Annotated in this window: 15 protein-coding genes and 2 pseudogenes; 7 read left to right on the top strand and 10 right to left on the bottom strand. The window is 59.6% G+C overall.

The genetic code is table 11. The annotated features are described in order from the left end of the window. Positions 1-639 precede the first annotated feature (639 nt). Positions 640-1,722, top strand: a complete 1,083-nt coding sequence (locus OKW28_RS16560) for a glycosyl hydrolase (protein WP_429447361.1) — start codon at positions 640-642, stop codon at positions 1,720-1,722. A gap of 548 nt (positions 1,723-2,270) precedes the next feature. Here OKW28_RS16560 and OKW28_RS16555 read toward each other — a convergent pair. The 5 genes from OKW28_RS16555 to OKW28_RS16535 form a co-directional block, all read right to left on the bottom strand. Then, positions 2,271-2,900 carry a hypothetical protein gene (locus OKW28_RS16555; protein WP_429447360.1) on the bottom strand — a complete coding sequence of 210 codons (630 nt, stop codon included), beginning with the start codon at positions 2,898-2,900 and terminating at the stop codon, positions 2,271-2,273. A 35-nt stretch (positions 2,901-2,935) separates the two neighbouring features. Continuing rightward, a complete protein-coding gene (locus OKW28_RS16550) occupies positions 2,936-5,197 on the bottom strand; it encodes a polysaccharide biosynthesis tyrosine autokinase (RefSeq protein ID WP_429447358.1) in 2,262 nt (753 codons plus the stop codon). A 500-nt stretch (positions 5,198-5,697) separates the two neighbouring features. After that, complete coding sequence (locus tag OKW28_RS16545; protein ID WP_429447356.1) at positions 5,698-6,132, bottom strand: hypothetical protein; 435 nt, start codon at positions 6,130-6,132, stop codon at positions 5,698-5,700. Then, entirely contained in the window at positions 6,132-8,090 is a 1,959-nt protein-coding gene (locus OKW28_RS16540; RefSeq protein ID WP_429447354.1) for an RICIN domain-containing protein, read from the bottom strand. The genes OKW28_RS16545 and OKW28_RS16540 overlap by 1 nt, the downstream gene beginning before the upstream one ends. 17 nt (positions 8,091-8,107) lie before the next feature. After that, positions 8,108-8,752, bottom strand: a complete 645-nt coding sequence (locus OKW28_RS16535; protein ID WP_429447352.1) for an SCO family protein — start codon at positions 8,750-8,752, stop codon at positions 8,108-8,110. 376 nt (positions 8,753-9,128) lie between these two features. Here OKW28_RS16535 and OKW28_RS16530 point away from each other — a divergent pair. Continuing rightward, positions 9,129-9,415: pseudogene (locus OKW28_RS16530) on the top strand (transposase); the annotation flags it as partial. 1,547 nt (positions 9,416-10,962) lie between these two features. Continuing rightward, positions 10,963-12,147, top strand: a complete 1,185-nt coding sequence (locus OKW28_RS16525; RefSeq protein WP_429447350.1) for a glycosyl hydrolase — start codon at positions 10,963-10,965, stop codon at positions 12,145-12,147. A 37-nt stretch (positions 12,148-12,184) separates the two neighbouring features. Here the strand turns inward: OKW28_RS16525 and OKW28_RS16520 are convergent, their stop codons facing one another. The 3 genes from OKW28_RS16520 to OKW28_RS16510 all read right to left on the bottom strand — a co-directional run bounded on the left by OKW28_RS16520 (position 12,185) and on the right by OKW28_RS16510 (position 14,566). Then, complete coding sequence (locus OKW28_RS16520; RefSeq protein ID WP_429447348.1) at positions 12,185-12,625, bottom strand: hypothetical protein; 441 nt, start codon at positions 12,623-12,625, stop codon at positions 12,185-12,187. Between the two features lie 144 nt (positions 12,626-12,769). Then, complete coding sequence (locus OKW28_RS16515; protein WP_429447346.1) at positions 12,770-13,555, bottom strand: COG4705 family protein; 786 nt, start codon at positions 13,553-13,555, stop codon at positions 12,770-12,772. Positions 13,556-13,693: 138 nt separating this feature from the next. Further along, positions 13,694-14,566 carry an endonuclease/exonuclease/phosphatase family protein gene (locus OKW28_RS16510; protein WP_429447344.1) on the bottom strand — a complete coding sequence of 291 codons (873 nt, stop codon included), beginning with the start codon at positions 14,564-14,566 and terminating at the stop codon, positions 13,694-13,696. Between the two features lie 304 nt (positions 14,567-14,870). On the opposite strand from OKW28_RS16510, the gene OKW28_RS16505 reads away from it, so the two are divergent. Beyond that, complete coding sequence (locus tag OKW28_RS16505; RefSeq protein ID WP_429447342.1) at positions 14,871-15,563, top strand: phosphatase PAP2 family protein; 693 nt, start codon at positions 14,871-14,873, stop codon at positions 15,561-15,563. A gap of 113 nt (positions 15,564-15,676) precedes the next feature. Here the strand turns inward: OKW28_RS16505 and OKW28_RS16500 are convergent, their stop codons facing one another. Next, positions 15,677-16,576 (bottom strand): SDR family oxidoreductase, encoded by a 900-nt coding sequence (locus OKW28_RS16500; protein ID WP_429447340.1) that lies wholly within the window; start codon positions 16,574-16,576, stop codon positions 15,677-15,679. A gap of 98 nt (positions 16,577-16,674) precedes the next feature. Here OKW28_RS16500 and OKW28_RS16495 point away from each other — a divergent pair. Then, a pseudogene (locus OKW28_RS16495) lies at positions 16,675-17,539 on the top strand (helix-turn-helix transcriptional regulator). 104 nt (positions 17,540-17,643) lie between these two features. On the opposite strand, the gene OKW28_RS16490 reads toward OKW28_RS16495, so the two are convergent. Further along, entirely contained in the window at positions 17,644-19,275 is a 1,632-nt protein-coding gene (locus OKW28_RS16490; RefSeq protein ID WP_429447338.1) for an alpha-amylase family glycosyl hydrolase, read from the bottom strand. 48 nt (positions 19,276-19,323) lie between these two features. On the opposite strand from OKW28_RS16490, the gene OKW28_RS16485 reads away from it, so the two are divergent. Then, positions 19,324-20,988: an alpha-amylase family protein gene (locus tag OKW28_RS16485; RefSeq protein ID WP_429447336.1), complete on the top strand. Its 1,665-nt coding sequence runs from the start codon at positions 19,324-19,326 to the stop codon at positions 20,986-20,988. 175 nt (positions 20,989-21,163) lie between these two features. Next, a complete protein-coding gene (locus OKW28_RS16480; RefSeq protein ID WP_429447335.1) occupies positions 21,164-22,177 on the top strand; it encodes a Gfo/Idh/MocA family protein in 1,014 nt (337 codons plus the stop codon). Positions 22,178-22,293: the final 116 nt, after the last annotated feature.

Below are 22,293 nucleotides of genomic sequence, written 5' to 3'. Positions count from 1 at the left end.
GCTCGGCACTAAGAATCGATGTGCGTTCCCGTACATGATCGGACGATTCGCTCATTGCGGAGTTCGACGCGAAGACTTCGTGATATGCCGACAAGCGTGGCGCAACCGGCGTCGGAAATCTGATAGTGAGACATTGCGTCACACAACAAACTTCAGCTGGGACTGATGCCGTCTCTGAGCGCATGGCGAAAATGCGCGTAACGGTCTCACAGTCAGACATTGTCGCTCAGCAGTCGCCCATCGGCCGCTAACCGCGTGATGCTGTGATAATTGCCGAAACAGCCCGCGAACAAGGGGGTGCATCCTTAGGAAGATTGAGTCGCTCTGTTCGGAAGTGTAGTGTCAGTGCGGGACTCTGACGTCGACACGGTATTCGATGCGAGTGTTCGACAATTGATGTTCATCGGCACACTTAACTTTGACGTTTTCGGACCACTTCCAGGCGACAGCATTTATAGTTGAGAAATGAAACTCACACCTTTCTTTTTATTCGCCGTCTTAACACTTTTGTGTGGGCAGCCGATGTCGGCCTTCGCGAAGAACGGTCGCGCCAAGACAACGAACGCGACTACCGCCACTGCTCAGCAACTCGTGGCGCTGCAGCCGCCGCCCACCGGAAGCGGAAACGACCGTTTTGCAATGGACGTGAACTGCAATCTCTGGAGTGCGGATCAGACGGCGCTGAGCGAATGCTCAAAGGACCTGGATCTGATTGCCGGATTGGGCGTGGGTACGGTTCGCCTCGGCGTTTCGTGGGACTTCATGACGCTGGCCGACGGCAGCACGCTGGACCCCAACAAAGTGGCCTTTCTGAAGTCGCTTCTGAACGCCGCACGCACGCGTGGCATGAAGATTCTGTTCCAGGTGGGCATGTACGCGCCGTCTAGCGCATACCAATGCCCGGCCACCAGGAATCCGCCGACCGCATCGTCACCGCGACTCGACTTCTGCGACGCGACGTTCACGAAGTATCTCGGCTCGCTCATGGACGTCGTTCTGCCCTTTACGGCTGACATCGAACTGTTCAATGAGACCAACTGGTCGTTCTCCGCTTCGGACCCGTCTTACGGCGATCCGAACGGTATCCATGGCTACATTCTGAATCGCAGCAAGACGCTCTATTCGGAAGCCAGGCAGATCCTGAACACGAAAAGCCAGTCGGGCTACAAAACGGTTCTGCACACTCAGGGCATCTCGTACTTCTACAACTCGGCGTACCCGAATAACGGCTGGCAACCGCCCGCAGGCAGCGAGCTGATCCAGGCGACCGACTACATCAAGGCAATGGGTAACAACACAAAGAGTGCTTCCAGTCCGTTGAACGTCGAGATCGATGTCGTCGACGTTCACCCCTACTTCAGCAGCGCCGACTACCAAACGCTGATGCAGTCGTTCAAGACGACCGTTTCGACTCTGGTTGCTAGCGGTCCCAAGCCGATCTGGATCACGGAAACCAACAACGGGACGACCCGTACGGACGCCGGACAACTCGCGGCATTCAATCAGTTGAAGGTGCTGATGGACAACGGTTCGGTGGCAAAGGCATTCTGGTATGTCGTGCGAAACGGCGATCCGAGCAACGGGGAAGGCGACGGCTACTCAATCTACGATTACAACCGCAACCTGATTTGTCCGCAGCTTGCAGCCGCTATTCGGGCCTACACCGCGAGCATCCCGCGATCGCAGCGATTCCTATCGGGTCCCTACCTGACCCCGGTCTAGTGAAGGCGTCTAATTGCAATCGACGAGATGAACGCGAACGCCGACTCCGGCGTTTGCGTCATTTTGCTGTTCTGCCCTGCTCCAACGTGCTTGATGGTGTTGCAAAGAGGAGGCAGGCAGCGGACATCCGCAATGACGGATGAATCATAAGAGGGCGATGAGACTAATTATCCTCCTTTGATCCTCTCGCGCGCGCAACGCAAAGCGCGCACGCGAAGACCCCAATCGCCACGCCGATCAGCAGACAGGCGGCATGCGTCAAGAAAGTTACCATCTTCCACTCCCTTTACGACCACATCGAATTTTTGAGAAGTTGAACAGCACGATGTCATCGGTGGCGTAGCTATGGCTTGAGATCTTCCCTAGCGGCACCGGACAGTGTGATGAAGGCAATCCAAAGTCCGGCAGAGATTGACAAGGGCGCAGTGTCCCGCTTGCGGATGGATGCCGACCTAACAATCGAACTCACTATACCACGGGTTTAGCCACGCTTTCGGCGCCAAACTCCAGAATGGCAACCGCATTGCATCGCCGGCGGGCGCGCGGGTTCAGAAGCCCGTGACGTACGTAAATAGCCGACGCGGTAGGAGAGCGCGAAGATGCCGGCGTCGCGATGGACGAATATCATCAGCATCAAAATGACAGCCGCCGGCCGGCACAAACAGAGAGGTCGAAAAGATCCCGCCATAGATGAAGACGCCGGTGCCCGTGCGCTCAGCTTTCCAAAGCGCCATCAGGCAGATCAAGTTCCCGGCGAACGCAGTGATCGGTAAGAAACGGACCGTGGCGATCTTCGTGTATTCCCTTTCGCTGGTCAGCGCTTCACCCAGCGTCTGTTGCAGAAACACGCTGAATGCGAAGGCGATCACCGGAATCGAATCGGAGGGGTCGGAAATGATCGTGGCCACCAGGCGCGGGCCGATCGGTATGGCGACGGCGCAGGAACTCGTCATTGCACGCACGGCTTGGGCCTTGTCCGCCGCCATGCACGCAACCTCCAGACGCAAGCCGATTAACGAGCGGATAAAAAGTACCCGAGAACCGTCGGCCCGCAGAACTTCCCGATCAATAGAATCGAAACGAAATTGAGCGCCTGACTCAGTACGACTCCAGCGACACTGACGAATGAGTCTTTGATATCCGCCAATCATCCACGCGAAAGTCGGCTGATTTTTCATCGCCATTCGTGACGACGGCCCTCGCGCCGTGAAGGCTAGTCTTTCTGCGTCTTTCCGCTGGCGGGCAATGCATCGAGATAGGAAGCACTGCGATAGAGGCCTGCGCGCGCGCCCAGACTGTAGCGATAGACATCCGTATCGATCGCGTTGAAGATCACGCCCTTCACCCGGGCATTCGCCTGCCTGAGCTGCTTGGTGGCCTCCACCACCTGCGCAATGGAAGTGGTCTCGAAGCGGGTCACCAGCAGCACGGTGCCGCAGCTATCCGCAAGCGCGGTCGCGTCGGATACGGCGAGCACCGGCGGCGTGTCGATCAGCACGATATCGTATTCGCTCGTCTTCGCGAGGAATTGCTGCATGCGTTCGCTCACCAGAAGCTCGGCCGGGTTCTCCGGTATCGCTCCGCGCGCAACGAAGTCGAGGCCCGGACGCACGTCACGCATGATCACCGGGTCGGACGTCACGTCCGACGTCAGATAGTCAGCCAGACCGGGGGTCGAGTCGAGACCAAAGTATTGCTCGAGATGACCTTTGCGCAGGTCCGCGTCGATCAGCAACACCCGCTTGCCGGCCGCCGATACGACCGCCGCCAGATTCGCCGAAAGGAACGACTTGCCCACCTGTTCCGTCGGCCCCGTCAGCAGCACGCGATTGTCGCCCGATTCCGATTCCAGCATGGCAAAATGAAGCGCGGTTCTGAGTCGGCGCAGGCTTTCAATCGACGGGTCGCGCGGAAACTCGCTCGCCAGCAGGAACTTCTCGCCAGCGGGCAGCTTCGGCGTCTTGCCGATTCGCGCGACTTTCGCCTGCGACAGCGGCACGCTCGCATAGACGTTCAGGCCCGTTTGCTCCTCGATCTCCTGCGCGTCGGTCACGCCCCGATACAGCGCCGTACGCCCGAACGCCGCACCCACGCCCAGAATCAGGCCGCCCAACGCAGCATAGATAATCACCAGAAGCTTGTTCGGCTTGATCGGCTCTTTCGGCACCACCGGGTTATCGATCAACCGCACCGTTCCAACCTTGCCGGCGCGAACCAGTCTGAGCTGTTGCATGTTGTTCAGCATGCCGACGTAAAGCTCGTTGTTCACGTTCATGTCACGGGTCAGGCGCACCGCATTCTGCTCCAGGTCCGGCAACGCCTGTTCCTGCTGCGACAAGCTGCCGATCTTGCTGCTCAGCATGCCGATCTGCTGATCGATCGCCTGGATCGCGGGGTGACCCGGCGCGTAGATCGCGCCCATCTCCGCGCGCTTCTGCTTCAGTTCGAGCAGGCTGCGCTGCGTGGCTACGCTTTGATCCAGATAGGCCTTGCCCTGCTCACTCAGATTGAACACGCCCATGCGGTTGCGCATGTCGTTATAGCGTCCCTCGGCGCGCTCCAGGTCGCTCTTGAGTTGCGGCAGCTGCTCGCTCAGGAACGCAAGCGACTTCTCGGCTTCCGCCGCCTTGCGCTTCAGATTCTGCTCAACATACGCATTGCCGATTTCGGCGAGCGTGCTGGCCGTCAGCAACCGCTCAGAGCCCATCAGCGACGCGCCGATGATGCCGCTGTCCTTACCCTTCTGCGAGACCGTCAGCCGGTTTTGCAGGCTTTCCACCGTCTTTTCGCGCGACTGTCTCTCCAGAATGAATTGCGTGCCCGGCTTTGCGTTCAGCGAATCGACCTGCAGCGTGATCGCGCCATCGGGCAGTTTCGTGTCGAGCTTTTCGCCCACGCGACCCTCGATCGGCTCGCTGAGATCCGACTGCTCCAGCCGGTAGCGTTCGCCCTCCAGAACCGTCAGAACGAACTTCTCGCCTTCGAATGCTTCCGGGACGTCGAAACTGGACACCTTGATCGCTTCATCGCCCCATGCATATCCGCCAAATCCAAAGATACCTGGCTCGGAAAGACTCCTGGCTTGCCGGCCCAACCAGTCTCCGATCAATGGAAAGCGCCTGGGCTTTGCGCTGACGTCGAGGTGCAGATCGTCGACGGCTTTTCCGACCACCATTCTCGACTGCAGGATTTCCATTTCAGCCGTCGCCTCTGTTTTGACGTCGAACATGCTCGAGACGTCGCCCAGCGGGCTTTTTGAATTGTTGGTCGGAATGCTGTCTTCAACCTGCACGAGAATATCGGCCTGGTACACCGACGGCGCGATAAACGCGTAGGCCACGCCCAGGGCGAGCACACTGCCGGCGATTCCACCGACCAGCCAACGGTTGGCCAATAGAACGTCGAAATAACGCGAAAGACTTACATCGTTATTCCGGAGCACGGCAGCATTCGTAAGCAGAGAGTTCTGATTCATCGAAACCCCAGGGGCGGGTGTGCGAAAAGGGTGGAAGCCGGATTTAATGTGCAGGCGATGCGGCATTGCCAGATCTCGTTTTTTGTCACGGGACGGCTGAAATCGGACGCACAGGCCGAGTACGTCAGTCCTGCTCGCAACGCACCCGGAGAGGAAATCCCTATGATCTACACCCCGCCGCGTGCTCGAAATAAATCGTCTTATCGTTTTAAAGGGACTTCCGCCGGGTCTGGCGCAGACTTCTAATTTTTCCGCATCCGATGTATTGCGCCAGCAAACAGAAATCGAGTTATTCATAGCAGACGTCATCGCAGCCTATCTGACGGCTTGCCGCACCTCCGTACGCTGCCGCACATTCGCGTCTTTCGCCCCAACGGGGTCATGCGCAATTGCGATGTCGCTATTTCGATCATTTCGAACAAGCGCTCGTATAGCGTGAAAACACCGACAAAGCTGGTGGAGCAAACGGCGCCGAATTCGCGCAACCGCACGCAACGGTGCTAGCGCTTCGTCACGAAATGCCAGAGCGCCGAACACTCGGTCTCGGATATCCGGTAGTGAGGCATGGCTTTGCGCAACATCACGTTGACTGGGTCGATGCCTTCCCTCAGCGCCCTGCAGAACGTTGCCTGATCGTAACTGCTCGCCGGACCGGCCCTTCGACTCTTCGCAGGAAACAGGTTGCCGGCGGTCAAGGGTGGTGCGAATGCGTCGCCCGAGCCGGTTTGCGAATGGCAGTTCGCGCACCGCGTGGTCGAGCCGGGCAACAGACGATCGTCGTCGCGCAATTGCGCCTCAACCGAATGCTGCCCGTTGAAGATCGAACACCCGAGATCGTTCGACTCACAAAGCGGCGCGCCATGCGCGACATACGTGATGTTTGCCAGCGCCAGCGCCAGCGCGCGCGCCGCGGTTCGCCGTGACCGTAACGCCATCACTGGATCTGCACCGTGCGCGAAACGCTCGGCACGCCCTTCGCGTTCAGGCCAAACAGCATGTAGTAGCCAGGTACGACGACACCCGGATCGGAAGGAATATTGATCAGATATTCGCCCGCCGTTCCTACCGTGAAAGTCACGGGTACCCGCCGCTGTTCGTTGTTGACCGCGTGGGTCGACGAAGACATGCGCATCAACGCAAAAGCCGTGATGCCACTGCTGCCCGTTACGGCGATCGATGTACCGAGCTGGGCGGTGGTGGGCGCGGCCGTGAGGGTCGGTCGTGTTGCCGCCGAGCCGTCCGCGTTGAGCAGGTAAGGCGGCGTCAGAATTTCGAGGTTCGTATGGTTTGTCGAGCAGCTTCCGCACAGTCCACCGCCGCCACTCAGTACGCGACCGTCCGACAACAGCAGTGCGATGCTGTGATAGTTACGCGGCACGGCTTGCGGCGGGAGCACCGAGAAAGTCTTGGTGGTAGGGTCCCACAACTCTGGCGCCAGCACGGCGGTGTCGTCCGAAAACGTTACCGGGTACGCCTCTCCACCTAGGACTACCACCTGACCGTTCGGCAAGACCACGCTGGTGTTAAAGGCGCGGCGGTAATTCATCGGCGTAAGCGTTTGCGTCACCGCGGTGCCGCTGCTGATGTCGATTAGCGTGGCGTCCGCAGTCGCGTTGGAATACTCGTAGCTCGGCGCACCGCCTACAGCCAGGATCTTGCCGATATCGTACATAACGGCGTTGCCGTTCATCGCATCGGTATCGCTGCCCCGGTTGCCGGCAGGCGTCACGTTGCCCGCGCCAGCGGTATCGAACCAATGCATGGCAACGCTCGGACCGGCGTGGAAGACCCGCCCATTTGCCACCGCAAACAGCCATGCATGATTGTCGGAGCGGAAAATGCCAGCCGCGTCATTCGTGAGGATGTAGTCGGCGAGAATGGCGCTATTGACCTGCCAACCCGTACTCGGTGACCAGGTTTCGCCGGTCTTGCCGCCCTCGCCTCCGTTCCACGAGCCGCCCACCTGGAATACGTTGCCATTGCTCAACGTTACGCTGCCGTGGTAGGCGCGCGGAATATTCATTGGAGGACCTGACGACCATTTTCCGGTCGAAGCCGTGTAGAAACTCGTCGCGTCGCTGCTCGAGCCACCAGTGACGTAAATACGGCCATCCGGAAGATTGACGATGCCCGGGCAGAACATATCGTGGCCAGTATTCGTCACGAGAACCTGTTTGCTCGTGCCGGTAGTCGGGTTAAAGATTGCGGTGTATGTGTTGCCGGGGGTCACTTCGCCAGCCGTAAAGTCCAGCTTCTTGTCGGAGGACCACACTACCACGGTGCCATCTGGCAGATTCGCCGCAGCTGCCGGCACGATCGACAGGTTATAGGGTGTAGTCCACTTCGCCGGCAATGTTTTCGCGGTCATACCGCTGATCTGCCACGTCTGCGGAGCGGCTCCGCTGCAAGGCTGCTGCGTTATCTGCGAGCCCTGCGCCGTGAGGCTGGCAACAGCCAGACACAGGTGACTCTGCGACGCGACGATTGCAAAGCCGCCACCTTGCGGGATCAGCTGAAAGCTTTGATTCGCCTGGCCGTTGCAGGTCCACTGGTCCGCCCCAGCGCCGGCGTCCATGCTGACACCGTAGATGTCGAGGCAAAGGTTGCTGTTGACGTTGACGAACTGATAAAGCCCGTTGTTCTGCGTCAATGTCCAGTGCTCGTTATTCCCGCCATTGCACGTCCACTCGATAACCGAGGCGCCAGGCGTCTTCGATTCGGCGTTCACGTCGGCGCACAAGGTCGTGCCGTTGACGGTGAGCGTGCTCGATGTCTGCGCGTCGGCAGCTGTAGAGAACATCGACAGCGCCGCCATGAATGTGATTGGCAGCAACGCTTTCACGCACCTCTCGAACAATTGCGAGAGGATCCTAAACGACCGGTTTTTTGACATAGCCTCAGTCCAATAGGTTACACACGCCCTAATGCGCCCAGTACATCGCAAACTTGATCCGCGCGAGGCAGGTCATCACTTCGCCAGCGCAACATTGCGTTCGCGTCGAAGCAGTAGATTTGGGTCGAGTGATCGGCAATGTTGCCGAGTGGCAGGGTGCTGCCCGAAAGCGCTCTGCGCATCCGGTCGACGTCCTGCAACGTCGGCGTGGCCGCCCGCCATTCGGGTCCGGCCTGGAAGCGCATGAGCCATGCGTGCAGCGCGGGCGGCGAGTCGGAAAGTGGATCGATTCCGATCGACACCAACTGAACGGGGTAGCGGTGCTGCAACTGCGATATCCGTTGCTGAACGGTGCTGAACAGCGCACCCTGCAAAGGACAAACTGAACTGCATCCTGTGTAAATCGTCTGCAACGCAGTCACTTTCTGACGCAACAGGTCGGTTAGCAACCGTTTCTGGCCGCTTTGATCGACCAGCCAGAAGTCGTCGAGACGAATGGGCGGCGTGACGAGTCCTACGCTTGCGTGCTGCGCGTATAGCGGAAAAGAAACGCCGGCTAACGCCGCGGCCGATATGCCACGCAGCAGCGCGCGGCGTCCCGGACTTCGGACCGGCGCGCACGCACGCAACGCCGCGCGAGTCGGCGCGTGTTGATGGAACATGACTATGATCTCCTGCAACGTGTAATGGCTCGCAGAACCATTCGTCGCCATCTCTTATTGCGTGTTACCCGCGCGATAATGCGCACGAGTCGCGCGACGGCTACGTTCTCTTTCTAATTGCGAATCAACGGTATTCGGGAGCGTAGCAGAGAACCTTCCGGAAAATGACAGCGTCAGGCCCGCGAGTTGCTCCGCTTTGTGAGGTCGGCCACATAACAATGAAACTTCAAAAACTGGGTGTTTTAGAAAGCCCGAGCAAAACCCTATGTCGTCCTGCAAATCTGGAGCAGCCCACTGAATCACCGACCAAGATCTCCCGCTTAAAACAGCAGCCAGGCATACACCTGCGTTTCGGACTAACAGGCGGCAATAAGCGATGAAGGCGCTGACGGAGCCGGAGCGCCGGAGGCGATGGTCAGCCAATGAAAAGCTAACGATGGCGCGAGAGCGTTTTGAGCCGGGCAAGTCGGTGTCGATGGTTGCACACCAGCAGTGCTTCAATCCGAACCAGGTGCTTCACTGGCGCAAGCAGTATCAGGACGGCAGTCCGTGATCGGGCAAATCAGAGAACTGCAGTTCTCGCCGAGCAAGAAAAACATGGGCAACGAGACTCGTCGTGAGGCGGCGGAAATGGCCGAAGTCTCGAAAATGGATTGCGCGCTCAAACGTGGCGGCAACACGCGTTAGGCAGGCGGACCAGGTCGGTCTGGCCGAAGAGACTCGGCTGACCGTTACCGAACTGCCAAACCCTGCTCCTATAACGAAGGGGTTGCCCAACAAGCCCTCAGCATCGGCACGATGGCAAGTCCGCGCTGGCGAATAGCAAGCAGCGCCGGTGTTCCGGTGGCTTCGAGTTTCGCCGCGACCACGGCGAGCCATTGCGCGCGTTTCGCTGGCGATGATATGCAGGTTCCGCGCCCCTGGCTCCCGGCCGTCTCCTTGTTCCGAAGCACAAAGTCAAACCGTGGCAAAATTCGCATTCCGCGATTTATTTGATGCAACCGGTGCGGCCCATATAAATACCTCGGCAGCATTATTTTCTTTCTAAAACCATACCGAAACATTTAATTAGCATTTAATTAGGTCCCAAGCCCTCCCGATAGGAACCATACATTGGCGGAAATTAAAGTGCCCGACTGCCTAAAAGCGACTAGTAACAATTTTGTAACGGTTTTTTTGTTGTTTTGTGAATCTCGAATTCGGGCGTGAGAACGCGTCTGGATACGCGTGGGAAGGGAGGAGGGACGCGTTGCCGATAGGCTCACGTACCACAAAGTTCGTTGTTACGCTTAGTTACGTCCGATGGCGCGAGATTTGTTCCAATTCTGTATCATTCGTATTCATCAGATCACTCAGGGAAAACCTTGTCGATTTTGATTCGATTGGAAAAACTTCACAATTTGCGACGAATTACCGAATCTTCCGATTGAAAGTGATAAAAGTGGTTTTCTAGGTCGCATTAAATCTGAAGATTAAACGCGATTAGTGCCCCACGCGAGTGCGGCAGCGGGCGGCTCTTGACAAAAGCCGATCATTATTCAGTTGTACTTCGTGTTGTTGCGTATTTTTTCGTGGCGACGTCCTTATCACGCGAACGTTGTTCGTTTTAGCGGCCAGGTTCCATCGGCCTTGATAGACAGATGTCCTTCTCCAGCACACTCTCTCCAAGACTAAAACCGTCAGTTCGTCGGCTTCCCCAGATCGCAAGAACTGCTTCGGCGCTTGCATTTATCGCAGGAGTACTAAGCCTTGCGGGTTGTGGCGGTGAAACAAGCGATGATGGCAGTACCGCGTCCGTGACCGCTAACTCCCTCCCTGCCGACACAGTCGCGAACGCGGCTACAGATCCGTACAGCAACGGCGTAGTGCCCCCCGACAATGGCTCTCCGCCGGTTCAGGCGAACGGTCAGCCTTACAACCGCGCCCCGGTGCAACGGGCGGGACAAGGCGATTGAACCGTTTCGCGACGATCGATACGAAACCCGCATATCCCGTGCAAGAGCATTTTCAATCGTGATGTCAGCGACCGTTGACTCACGCGTTTGACGTGTTTGCGTTACGTATGCCATCGCTTCAGGAACTGATGGTCATCGGCAAACGTAATTCCAACGTTCTCGGCCCATCCCCGCTCAGTAGCAATTTATAGCTAAGCCATGAAACTCAGACTCTACTCACTATTCGCCGTTTTAGCCCTGTTGTGCGGGCAATCGATGCCAGCGTTCTCCCAGACGAGTTCGACCGCCGCCACCGCCAAGCAACTCGCGGCGCTGCAGCCGCCGCCCACCGGAAGCGGAAACGACCGTTTTGCAATGGACGTGAACTGCAATCTCTGGAGTGCGAATCAGACGGCGCTGAACGAATGCTCAAAGGACCTGGATCTGATTGCCGGATTGGGCGTGGGTACGGTTCGCCTCGGCGTTTCGTGGGACTTCATGACGCTGGCCGACGGCAGCACGCTGGACCCCAACAAAGTGGCCTTTCTGAAGTCGCTTTTGAACGCCGCACGCACGCGCGGCATGAAGATTCTGTTCCAGGTGGGCATGTACGCGCCGTCTAGCGCATACCAATGCCCGGCCACCAGGAATCCGCCGACCGCATCGTCACCGCGACTCGACTTCTGCGACGCGACGTTCACGAAGTATCTCGGCTCGCTCATGGACGTCGTTCTGCCCTTCACGGCTGACATCGAACTGTTCAATGAGACCAACTGGTCGTTCTCCGCTTCGGACCCGTCTTACGGCGATCCGAACGGTATCTCCGGATACATTCTGAATCGCAGCAAGACGCTCTATTCGGAAGCCAGGCAGATCCTGAACACGAAAAGCCAGTCGGGCTACAAAACGGTTCTGCACACTCAGGGCATCTCGTACTTCTACAACTCGGCGTACCCGAATAACGGCTGGCAACCGCCCGCAGGAAACGAGCTGATCCAGGCGACCGACTACATCAAGGCAATGGGTAACAACACGAAGAGTGCTTCCAGCCCGTTGAACACCACGATCGATGTCGTCGACGTTCACCCCTACTTCGGCAGCGCCGAATACGACATGCTGGTGCAGGCATTCATGACCACGGTGTCGAACCTCGTCAGCAGTGGCGCGAAGCCGATCTGGCTGACCGAGACCAACAATGGCACCAACGGTACGGACGCCGGACAAACGGCCGCATTCAACCAGTTGAAGGTGCTGATGAACAACGGTTCGGTGGCAAAGGCGTTCTGGTATGTCGTGCGTAACGGCGATCCGAGCAATGGCGAAGGCGACGGCTATTCGATCTACGACTACAACCGTAACCTGATTCGTCCGCAGCTGGCAGCCGCGATTCAGGCCTACACGGCGACCATTCCGCGTTCGCAACGCTTCCTGTCCGGCTCTTACCTGACTGCGATCAAGTAAGCCTGCCTGCTGTAACCCATGAATGAACGGAGCGCGACTATCGCGCTCCTTCGTTTTTCCGTTTTGGCCGAGTTGACAGGACCGCATCCAGTTTGAGCGCGCAGCGAAATTCCCGGGGCCGAGCTTCGCGAGGATGAATTGGCACTGTGCCAATGCGTTGCGTCAAACTCGTCGCTGCCGTAATCGAAGGAGCAGACACGGCAAACAACGCGGCGCCACCCGAGAGTCGAGAAACGCCCGATCCTGACACGCCGTGCGTCCGGACGCGCACGCCAGCCGGCATATTCGCCTGACAGCGGACGAGTCCGCTCAGCGGCGTGTCTTTCTGCTTTTCTTCGGCTTCGGTGAGGTGAGTGCGGCGCTCCAGAATGCGGAGGTCGCGCGTTTGGCTGCCGCTGTCGTTCTTACCCGCGCTGAGTTGGCGACGGTATTGGCGCCGCTTAACCACATGCTCAGGAACGGGTTCTTCTTCGTCCACGGATTCTTCATGTCGGCCTCGATTGAACGAACGTCGAGCGGGCGAGCTACCGATAGGTCGACGCGCTCGTTCTGCGCGTCGGTGTCGCGGCGAAAGCGGGCACGCAATGGCTATTCCCGAACATTCGTAGCCTCTTCGCGCCATCTACCGCATCGCTCGCCCAGCAGGACGTTGCGGTAAGAAAATCACGCAGAGCGCCATGAACGAAACCAGAATCACCGACGCATAGAGTCGGCTGATCTCGAGCCCACCTTGAGAAATGGGTTTGTCGAGCAGGTCCCCCAAGGTCGCGCCGAGCGGACGCGTCAGGATGAACGCCGCCCAGAATATAGCGGTCCGTGACAGCCGCGACCAGTAATAAAGCGCACCGACGATCAGCAGACCCGCACCGAAGATCAACGCGCCGTAATCATAGCCAAGCCCCAGACCGCCTTCGTCCGATCCCGCCACCCAATCGCCCAAGGCCGTACCCAGTGTCTGCGAAAAGAGGATCGTCACCCAATAGAACCACTCGGCTTTGGGCGTGGTCACGCTCTGCACCGCCACCGTACCTTCCGATTTGTACCAGACGCCCAGGCTCGCAAGCAGAAGCGCGAAGACGATGACTACACCGCCCGGATAGCCGACTCCCACCGAACGATCGAAGAAGTCGGCCAGCGTGGTACCGAGCGTGGTCGTTGCAACGATGGTCGCCCAATAGAGCGAGGCATTGAACCGCTCCGCCCTGATCTGCCCTGCGACCAGCCCAATAAAAATAACCGCAAAAATCGCCGTGCCGATCAGATAACCCAATTTTAGCGACATGGTCACCCAATCGCCGCCCGTTTCGCCAAGCGTCGTGGCGGCGATTTTGATGATCCAGAAGCCCAGCGTGATCTGCGGGACTTTACTGACTGCATGCGCGCGAGTTTGCGACGGGTTGCTATTCATGTGACGTGCTCACTATTCTCATGGCTTGAACATCGGCTCAACCATCGCAGAGCAATCCTTAACAGCACCTTAAGCATCCCACCGAATCACGCGGTCAGATTTTCCTGCGCCAATAACGGGCGGTAACGCCGAGTCCCTTCAACGCAGTTCCAGCCACATCGGCTGATGATCGGACGAGCGGCTGTGCTGATCGACATCGCACGATGCAATGCGTGCGCCCAGGTCTTCCGTGACGAAAACGAAATCGCACGCGAATGGTCCGTCGGGCCATTGCTCGTGATCGTATAGGCCGACCGTCGCGGCACGCGGCTCGCCGGGGTGCGCGCGGGCCCACGCATCGACGAACGCCGGAGCCTCGGTGACCGGTTCGAGCATCCGGCAAAAGGCGGTGTCTTCGAATGCGCTGTTGAAGTCTCCGCACAAAATCGCGCTGACCGGGCGCGCCGTATCGGCAAACGGGCTGTCCGGCTTCTCGCCACGCGCGGGAGCGCGCGCGTGAGCGCACGCCTCCTGATGCAACTCGCGCAGTCTCGCCACTTGTGCGAGCCGCTGTTTCTCCGAATAGAACTCGAGGTGCGTGGTGATGACACGAAGCGGACCGACGTCGGCTTCGAGCACCGCTTCGAGCGCGACGCGCAGCATCGACGGCTTGGCGGGGTCCGCGGGCCACGGCAGAGAATGGCGCAGCACCTGACGAACCGGCAAACGGGTCGCAATGGCATTGCCGAACTGCCGCCGATGACGGCTCACGCCCAACGAGGGCAGATCGGAGCCGATCGCATCGAGCACGGTCATCTCCGGCAGCAGAGCGGCAAGTTCGGCGAACTGATCGGACGATGGCGCGCCTTTCAGTCCGCCGGCCGCCGGTTCTTCGTTGAAGCCGCGCGTGACTTCCTGCAGACACAGGACGTCGAAGTCGCACAACGCGCGTGCTTCCCGCACGATCCGTCCGATGTCGACGCGGCCGTCGACGCCGCATCCCCACTGAATGTTCCAGTCGACCAGTTTCATGACGGCCTCCTTGAAAGATCCGGCTACAGTGTATCGCCGCATCCTGCGCGGTGAATCAGCGCTGGACAGGACGACTTGGAAAGATCGAGGTCCTTCGCTAGCGCTGTCACGGAAGTAACTTCCGATGCTGAGCGCATATCAACCACACGCTTCCCGTTGTTATGAGCGTCCACGAGGTCACTAAGAGTTAGCGATGAAATTGCGCAGTAAAAATTGTCAGTGAAAGTAAGCGCCAAAAAATGCCGTGCGTGCGATGAATTATGCTGACCCACATCCGCGACCGGCTCAATTTCTGTAGAAAATAATGAATAGCCTCGATCTGTCCATCGAAACATATCTGTCCAACATACACTTCGGTAATTTCGCGACTCTATCCATCCAGGCCATCGACAACCTGTACACCTTCAAAGGCCTCGTACTCATTCCCGTGCTGTGGTGGATGTGGTTTCAGCAAGACGAGTGCCGCGAATGGCGGCGAGAAATGGTTCTCGCGACGCTTGCCAGCGGCATCGTGGCGCTCTTCGTCGGAAGACTGCTGACCCACTGGTTGCCATTCAGGGTGCGCCCCGTCTACAACACCGAACTGCATCTGCGCTTTGCCAGCGGCGAAATCAAGGACGCAGTGTTGACCAACTGGAGTTCCTTCCCGAGCGATCACGCGATGCTATGGATGGCGGTCGCCACCGGCATCTTCCTCATGTCGCGGCGCGTCGGCGTGCTGGCGCTTCTCTATACTGCGCTGTTCATTTGCCTTCCGCGCGCCTATCTTGGCTTTCACTATCCGACCGATTTGCTGGTGGGCGCCGCGGTGGGAATCGTGATTACATTGGTGATGACGCGGGATGCGATCCGCGTACGCTACGCGACGCCGGTGCTGCGATGGACCGAACGCCACCCGGCGCCCGCAGCGACGCTCGCCTTTATTCTGTGCCTCCAGCTCGTCACGCAGTTCGACGAACTGCGCAAGCTGGCGAGTGGCGTAATGAAACACCTATGATGGCGGCGATGGTTGCCCGCCCTTGGACAGCAGCATCTGCGTGCCGGCGAAATGTGGGCCGTCGATTCGTTTCGGTTGACTCGTGCGACGGCGGCTGACAGCGACAGCAAAAGCTACGCGGACACCTGAACGTAGCGCGCTTCGTTCAGATCCGCGAGAAGCGTCGGACCTGTCGGTCGCCAGCCCAAACGCGCCTGCGTCCGCGCGCTCGATGCCGGCATATCGAGCGCGGCGAACATCGCCATCCATCCGAAGTACGCCTGCGCCTCGTCGCGCGCGATCGAGACGACCGGCAACTTCAGGCCGCGTCCGAGCGCCTCGGCGATCTCGCGGGCGCTAACGCCTTCTTCGCCGACCGCGTGATAGCGCGCACCGCGTTCGCCCTTCTCGATCGCGAGCCGGTACAGCCGCACGACATCCGACAGATGCCCCGCCGGCCAGCGGTTGTGTCCCTCCTCCACATATGCGCACACGCCTTTCTCCCGCGCGATCTGGATGAGCGGCGTGATGAGGCCTTGCCTGTACGGGTTATGCACTTGCGGCAAGCGCATCACCGACACGTTGACGCCCGCCTCCAGTTGCGCGTTGCCGGCCAGCTCCGAGCCGATGCGCGGGTTCGGGTGACTGGTGTTGAACACGTCTTCGGTGGCCGGCTGCCCGTTATCGCGGCTGCCGACGCCCGTGCCCGACGTGATCAGAAGCGGCCGATCCGAGCCGGCCAGCACCGAGCCCAGTGCAGCGATAGCACGCTTGTCCTTCTCGCAGTTCTCCACGAAGTGCGAGAAATCGTGGTCGAAAGCAAGGTGAACGACGGCGTCCGCCTTCGCGGCGCCGCTGCGCAGGCTGTCGGTGTCTTCGAGCGTGCCGCGATGGACCTCCGCACCGGCTGCGCTGAGCGCCTGCGCGCCCTGGTCGGACCGGGTCATGCCGATGACCTGATGCCCGGCTTGGATAAGTTCGGGCACCAAAGCCGAGCCGATAAACCCGGTTGCGCCCGTCAGAAAGATTCGCATGGTCAAGTCTCCAGAATAGCCACCGACGCACTATGCGATCATTCACTATGCTATTGAAGTAGTGAGCTTATCCCGGTAAAGCGACTAACAGGTTAATCATCCCAGTGAACACCGCCCAAACCCTCGGGGACTTTCTGCGCAGCCGCCGCACGCGGCTCGATCCGGCCAGCTTCGGCTTCTCGGGCCGCAGGCGTACGCCCGGATTGCGCCGGGAAGAAGTGGCGCAGCGCGCGAATATCAGCTCGACGTGGTACACGTGGCTCGAGCAGGGCCGGGGCGGCGCGCCATCCGCCGCGGTGCTTGAGCGGATCTGCGCGGCGCTGATGCTGACGAATACCGAGCGCGAACATCTTTTCATGCTGGGCCTCGGGCGCCCCCCGGAAGTGCGCTACCGGTCCACCGACGCAGTGGACCCACGCTTGCAGCGCGTGCTCGATTCGCTCGACGCCAGCCCGTCGATCATCAAGACCGCGACGTGGGACGTCGTCGCGTGGAATCGCGCCGCAGCCGTCGTGCTGACCGACTACAGCGCGCTGCCGCCGGGCCAGCGCAACATCCTGCGCTTCCTGTTCGGCGATCCGGCCGTCCGAGCAAAACAGCACGACTGGGAGAGTGTCGCGCGCTTCGTCGTGGGGGACGTTCCGAGCGGACGTTGCTCGCGCGGGGCTCGCTTCCGAGGTGGGCGATCTGGTCGACGATCTGTGTCGCGCGAGCCCGGACTTCGAACGCATGTGGCGCGAAAACCAGGTATTCGGCCACAGCGAAGGACAGCACGTTAAGCGCCTGCTGCATCCTGCGTTCGGGACCATCGAAATGGAGTATTCGCTGTTCGCCGTCGATGGTCGGCCAGACCTGAGCATGCTCGTGTACACGCCGCTCGACGCGCGAATCGCCGCGCGCATCCGCAGTACCGTTTCATCGATCGATGAGAGCGCCAGCGCCGCGCCTTTGACCGCTGCGTGATCGGCTTTGACGCTCGAGCGCGCGAGCGCGGCCGCCGGATCGCACTCAGGCGACTCCGCAATTGCTCGTGGAAACCAATGAGGTTGAAGCACCTTGGGGGACGACTACCGAACTGCATCGTTCGGCCCGTTAGTTGGCCGCACGGCATCGGACAAGCTTCGCGTAAGAATCACGATGACCACCTCGCTGGCGGCAAGCAAATTGGCGCCCTGCACGAAGGTTTCGCCGATGCGCGTACTCACCGTCGATAGCAACACCGTGCCCGGTCGCGATTGCACGGTGGCATCCTCGACGCCCATGTTCAGCGCGATGAAAAGGCGTTGATTGCCGTATCGCCTCTCATAGGTCAGCACGTCGCCGTCAGCAACGACGTTCTCTATCGTGCCCCGCACGAGCGCGGCGTTGCTGCGGCGCAGGCTCAGCAGGCGCCGATAGAGCGACAACATGCTCGACATGTCGCCGTCCTGTTCGCGCACGCTGGTCGTCGTCGCAATCGGCAACCACGGTTTGCCGTCGGTAAAGCCCGCATTCGGCAGCGAGCCATCCCATTGCATAGGCGTGCGCTCGGGATCGCGCCCCTGGCAAATGCCCGGTTGCCGGAGTTCCGCCGGATCCTGGATCGCATCTGACGCGATAAAGCCATCCGGCATGCCGATCTCATCGCCGTAGTAGAGCGTCGGCGTCCCCCGGAGCGTCAACAGCAGCACAGCGGCCACCCGCGCCTGCGCCGCGCCGACGCGCGATGCAACGCGCGGATTGTCGTGGTTTCCCAGCACCCAGTTCGGCCACCCGTATTCGGGCAACGCGATGTCGTAATCCCGGATCATGCGGGCGATGTTCTCCGCGTCCCATCTCGCGTTGAGCAGCTGGAAATTGAACGGCAGTTGCACACCTTCGCCGTTCACGCCGTAATACTTCACCAGTTGCGGGACAGTCAGGTAGATTTCGCCGATCAGCACGCGCTCGCCGTACTCGTCCAGTGTGGCTCGCATCGAGCGGACGATTTCATGCACTTCCGGCTGATCCTCCGTGTAACTTTGCAAGAGCCGATGATGTTCAGGCTCGCCGGGCCGATAGCCGGGATTGGGTGGATTGTCGCGAAACTGCGCGTCCTTGATCAACAGCCATAGCGCGTCCACGCGGAAGCCGTCCACCCCGCGATCCAGCCAGAATCGCAGTACTTGATCCATCGCGCGGCGTACTTGCGGGTTCCTCCAGTTCAGATCAGGCTGCTCCCGCAGAAACGCGTGATAGTAGTACTGTCCCGTCATCTCCTCCCACTCCCACGCCGAGCCTCCCATGCGGCTCAACCAGTTGTTCGGCGGCCCGCCATCGGGCGCGGGATCGCGCCACAGATACCAGTCCCGTTTCGGATCGTCCCGTGACGAGCGGCTTTCCTCGAACCACGGATGCCGGCTCGACGAATGGTTCGGCACGAAATCGAGCAGCACCTTGAGCCCAAGCCGATGTGCGTGGCCCATCAATTGCTGGAACCCGTCCAGAGTGCCGAATATCGGATCGATGTTGCAGTAGTCCGCGACGTCATAGCCAAAGTCGGCCATGGGCGACGGGTAGATGGGGGAGATCCACACCGCATCGACGCCTAGCGCCGCGACATATTCAAGGCGCGCTCTGATGCCGGGTAGATCGCCGATGCCATCGCCGTTACTGTCCTGAAACGAGCGCGGATAGATCTGATAGATCACGCCGCGTTGCCACCACGCAAGCTCCGACATTGCAATTCCTCTTGGCGATCGATCGTTTTGGCGCTACGCGGGGAACCTATGCTCAATGACCTCTGGTACAAGAACGCGATCATTTATTGCCTCTCGGTAGGCACCTTCATGGATGCGAATGGCGACGGCGTAGGCGACTTCCAGGGCCTGATGCGCAGGCTCGATTACCTGCAAGGGCTTGGCATGACGACGATCTGGCTGATGCCCTTCCACCCCTCGCCCGGACGCGATAACGGTTACGACGTTTGCGACTATTACAACGTCGACCCGAAGTACGGCACGCTCGGTGATTTCGCCGAGTTTACGCATGCGTGCGCCGAGCGGGGCTTGCGCGTCATCATCGATCTGGTGGTCAATCACACGTCCGACCAGCATCCGTGGTTCCTGCAAGCACGCAGCGATCCCGCTTCGAAGTATCGCGACTGGTATGTCTGGTCGGACGACAAACCGCCCGATGCGCAACGTGGCGTCGCGTTTCCGGGCGTGCAGAAGTCCACCTGGAGTTTCGACAAGCGGGCGAGACGCTGGTACTTCCATCGTTTCTATGATTTTCAACCGGACCTGAATACATCGAATCCGCATGTGCAGGCGGAATTGCTGAAGATCATGGGCTTCTGGATCCAGCTGGGGGTTTCCGGATTCCGCATGGACGCGGTGCCCTTCGTCATCGCGACGAAGGGCCCGAAGGTGCGCCGCCCCGTCGAGCAATATGACATGTTGCGAACGTTTCGCGAGTTTCTGCAGTGGCGCGAGGGCGACGCGATCATTCTGGCCGAAGCCAACGTGCCGCCCAAAACGGACCTCCACTACTTCGGCGACGAGGGCGAGCGCCTGCCGATGATGTTCAACTTCCGGGTCAATCAAAACACGTTCTACACGCTCGCGACGGGCAACACGAAACCGTTGAAGGACGCGCTCCTTGCGACGAAGCCACGGCCGCCGAGCGCGCAATGGGGGGTGTTTCTGCGCAATCACGACGAACTCGATCTGGGCCGGCTGACGCCCGCTCAGCGCGCGGCAGTGTTCGCCGCGTTCGCTCCGGACCCCGACATGCAGCTGTATGGGCGCGGCATCCGCCGCAGACTTGCGCCGATGCTGTCGGGCAACAGACGCCGCCTTGAACTTGCCTACAGCCTGATGTTGAGTTTGCCCGGCACACCCGTGTTCCGGTACGGCGATGAAATCGGCATGGGCGACGACCTGCGCCGGCCCGAGCGCCAATGTGCGCGCACGCCGATGCAATGGTCGGGCGAGCCGCAAGGCGGCTTCACCAGTCATTCAAACCCGCCCGTCCCGACGATCTGCGGCGGGGCTTATGGCTTCGAGCGGGTCAACGTGGCGAAGCAGCGACGCGATCCCGATTCGTTTCTCAACTGGACGGAGCGGATGATTCGCATGCGCAAGGAAGTGCCGGAAATCAGCTGGGGGGACGTCGAAGTGCTGCCTACCTCGCGAAACAATGTGCTCGCGCTCAGTTATCAGTGGCGTAACAACTCCGTGCTGTTTCTGCATAATTTCCGCGCCGAAGCGTGTACCGTCGAATTCCGCCTAAGCTCCGACGAACCGGGTAGACAGTCGCTGATCAATCTTCTGTCCGACGACCACAGCGAGTCCGACGATGGCGGCCGCCACGCGGTGGTGCTCGAGCCGTTCGGCTACCGATGGTATCGGGTGGGCGGCCTCGGCTATCTGCTCAGGCGGACCGAAGTCTAGCTGACGAGTCGCGGTCGTGCCTTCGGTCGGACCGGGTATCGGGTATCGCGGGTCGACACGGTTAAACTGATACGATCGCGTGCTTCTGGTCGTTCGCGGACTCACGCGACTTGTCGACTCACGCGAAGTTCAGCCTGCTCGACTCATCGGATACGCAATCGAATAAAGGGATGTCATGGCAAAGGATGAAATAGCCTGGGGAATTTTGGGCGCCGCAAAGATCAACGACAAGGTGGTCGTGCCCATGCACAACGCGCCGAAGTGTCGGGTGAAAGGCATCGCGTCACGCTCTCCGGAGAAGGCGCGGGAAGCCGCGGCCAGGTATGGTCTGGCTGTCGCATACGATAGTTACGAGGCGCTCCTCGCGGACCCGGAAATCGACGCGGTCTATATTCCATTACCCAATCATCTCCACGTGGAATGGACGATCAAATCGGTCGAGGCGGGCAAGCACGTCCTGTGTGAGAAGCCGATCAGCCTGGACGCTCAACAGGTTGAACGGCTGATCGCCGCGCGCGACAAGGACGGCCGATACATCCAGGAAGCGTTCATGGTTCGCACGCATCCGCAATGGTTGAAGGTGCGGACCTTGATCGACGAAGGCGCGATCGGCGAATTGCGGGCAGTGACCGGCGGTTTCACCTATCACAACACGAACGAACACAATATCCGCAACAAGAGCGAGCTAGGTGGCGGCGGTCTGCTCGATATTGGTTGTTATCCGATCACGACGTCGCGCTTCACTATCGGGCGTGAGCCACGGCGCGTAGTTGCGCTGGTGGAGCAGGATCCGACCTTCAAAGTGGACCGGCTCGGCTCCGTGCTGATGGACTTCGATGGCGTGCAGGCGAGTTTCTTTTACTCGACTCAGACCTATCCGTACCAGCGGATGCAATTTCACGGTACCAAAGGGCGAATCGAAGTCGAAATTCCGTTCAATGCACCAAACGATCGACCGACTCGCCTGCTAATCAGTGAGCACAATAGCGACGGTGTCGCGACTGATCGCTGGCTGGAGCTTGCGGTGTGTGATCAATATGGCGTAGCCGCCGCCACGTTCGCGGAGGCGATCCTGAGTGGAGGCCCGCAGGCTATTCCGCTAGAAGATGCGCGCGCGAATATGCGGGTGATCGATGCCGTGTTCCGCTCGGCTCAATCGGGCGCGTGGGAGAGCATCGCCCAAGGTTGACGTGCAACGCTGGCGCGACCCGCGCTGTTCAACGCGCGGCAAGTGCCCAGTCGTCTGATTCGCGATGCCTCCAGTCGCAAAGGCCGCTTTCGCAAAGCCATAGGCTATGGCGAGCG

Origin of the sequence: Paraburkholderia sp. 40 (assembly GCF_050434105.1) — a bacterium.
GTDB lineage: Bacteria > Pseudomonadota > Gammaproteobacteria > Burkholderiales > Burkholderiaceae > Paraburkholderia > Paraburkholderia tuberum.
This window is presented reverse-complemented; position numbering and strand designations above follow the sequence as displayed.

Excerpts from the sequence above, each read along its gene's own strand:
- OKW28_RS16485 (WP_429447336.1), top strand. The coding sequence starts at position 19,324 with ATGCTCAATGACCTCTGGTACAAGAACGCGATCATTTATTGCCTCTCG.
- OKW28_RS16560 (WP_429447361.1), top strand. The coding sequence starts at position 640 with ATGGACGTGAACTGCAATCTCTGGAGTGCGGATCAGACGGCGCTGAGC.
- OKW28_RS16545 (WP_429447356.1), bottom strand. The coding sequence starts at position 6,132 with ATGGCGTTACGGTCACGGCGAACCGCGGCGCGCGCGCTGGCGCTGGCG.
- OKW28_RS16480 (WP_429447335.1), top strand. The coding sequence starts at position 21,164 with ATGGCAAAGGATGAAATAGCCTGGGGAATTTTGGGCGCCGCAAAGATC.
- OKW28_RS16540 (WP_429447354.1), bottom strand. The coding sequence starts at position 8,090 with ATGTCAAAAAACCGGTCGTTTAGGATCCTCTCGCAATTGTTCGAGAGG.
- OKW28_RS16550 (WP_429447358.1), bottom strand. The coding sequence starts at position 5,197 with ATGAATCAGAACTCTCTGCTTACGAATGCTGCCGTGCTCCGGAATAAC.
- OKW28_RS16525 (WP_429447350.1), top strand. The coding sequence starts at position 10,963 with ATGCCAGCGTTCTCCCAGACGAGTTCGACCGCCGCCACCGCCAAGCAA.
- OKW28_RS16510 (WP_429447344.1), bottom strand. The coding sequence starts at position 14,566 with ATGAAACTGGTCGACTGGAACATTCAGTGGGGATGCGGCGTCGACGGC.
- OKW28_RS16535 (WP_429447352.1), bottom strand. The coding sequence starts at position 8,752 with ATGTTCCATCAACACGCGCCGACTCGCGCGGCGTTGCGTGCGTGCGCG.
- OKW28_RS16555 (WP_429447360.1), bottom strand. The coding sequence starts at position 2,900 with ATGAAAAATCAGCCGACTTTCGCGTGGATGATTGGCGGATATCAAAGA.
- OKW28_RS16515 (WP_429447346.1), bottom strand. The coding sequence starts at position 13,555 with ATGAATAGCAACCCGTCGCAAACTCGCGCGCATGCAGTCAGTAAAGTC.
- OKW28_RS16490 (WP_429447338.1), bottom strand. The coding sequence starts at position 19,275 with ATGTCGGAGCTTGCGTGGTGGCAACGCGGCGTGATCTATCAGATCTAT.
- OKW28_RS16500 (WP_429447340.1), bottom strand. The coding sequence starts at position 16,576 with ATGCGAATCTTTCTGACGGGCGCAACCGGGTTTATCGGCTCGGCTTTG.
- OKW28_RS16505 (WP_429447342.1), top strand. The coding sequence starts at position 14,871 with ATGAATAGCCTCGATCTGTCCATCGAAACATATCTGTCCAACATACAC.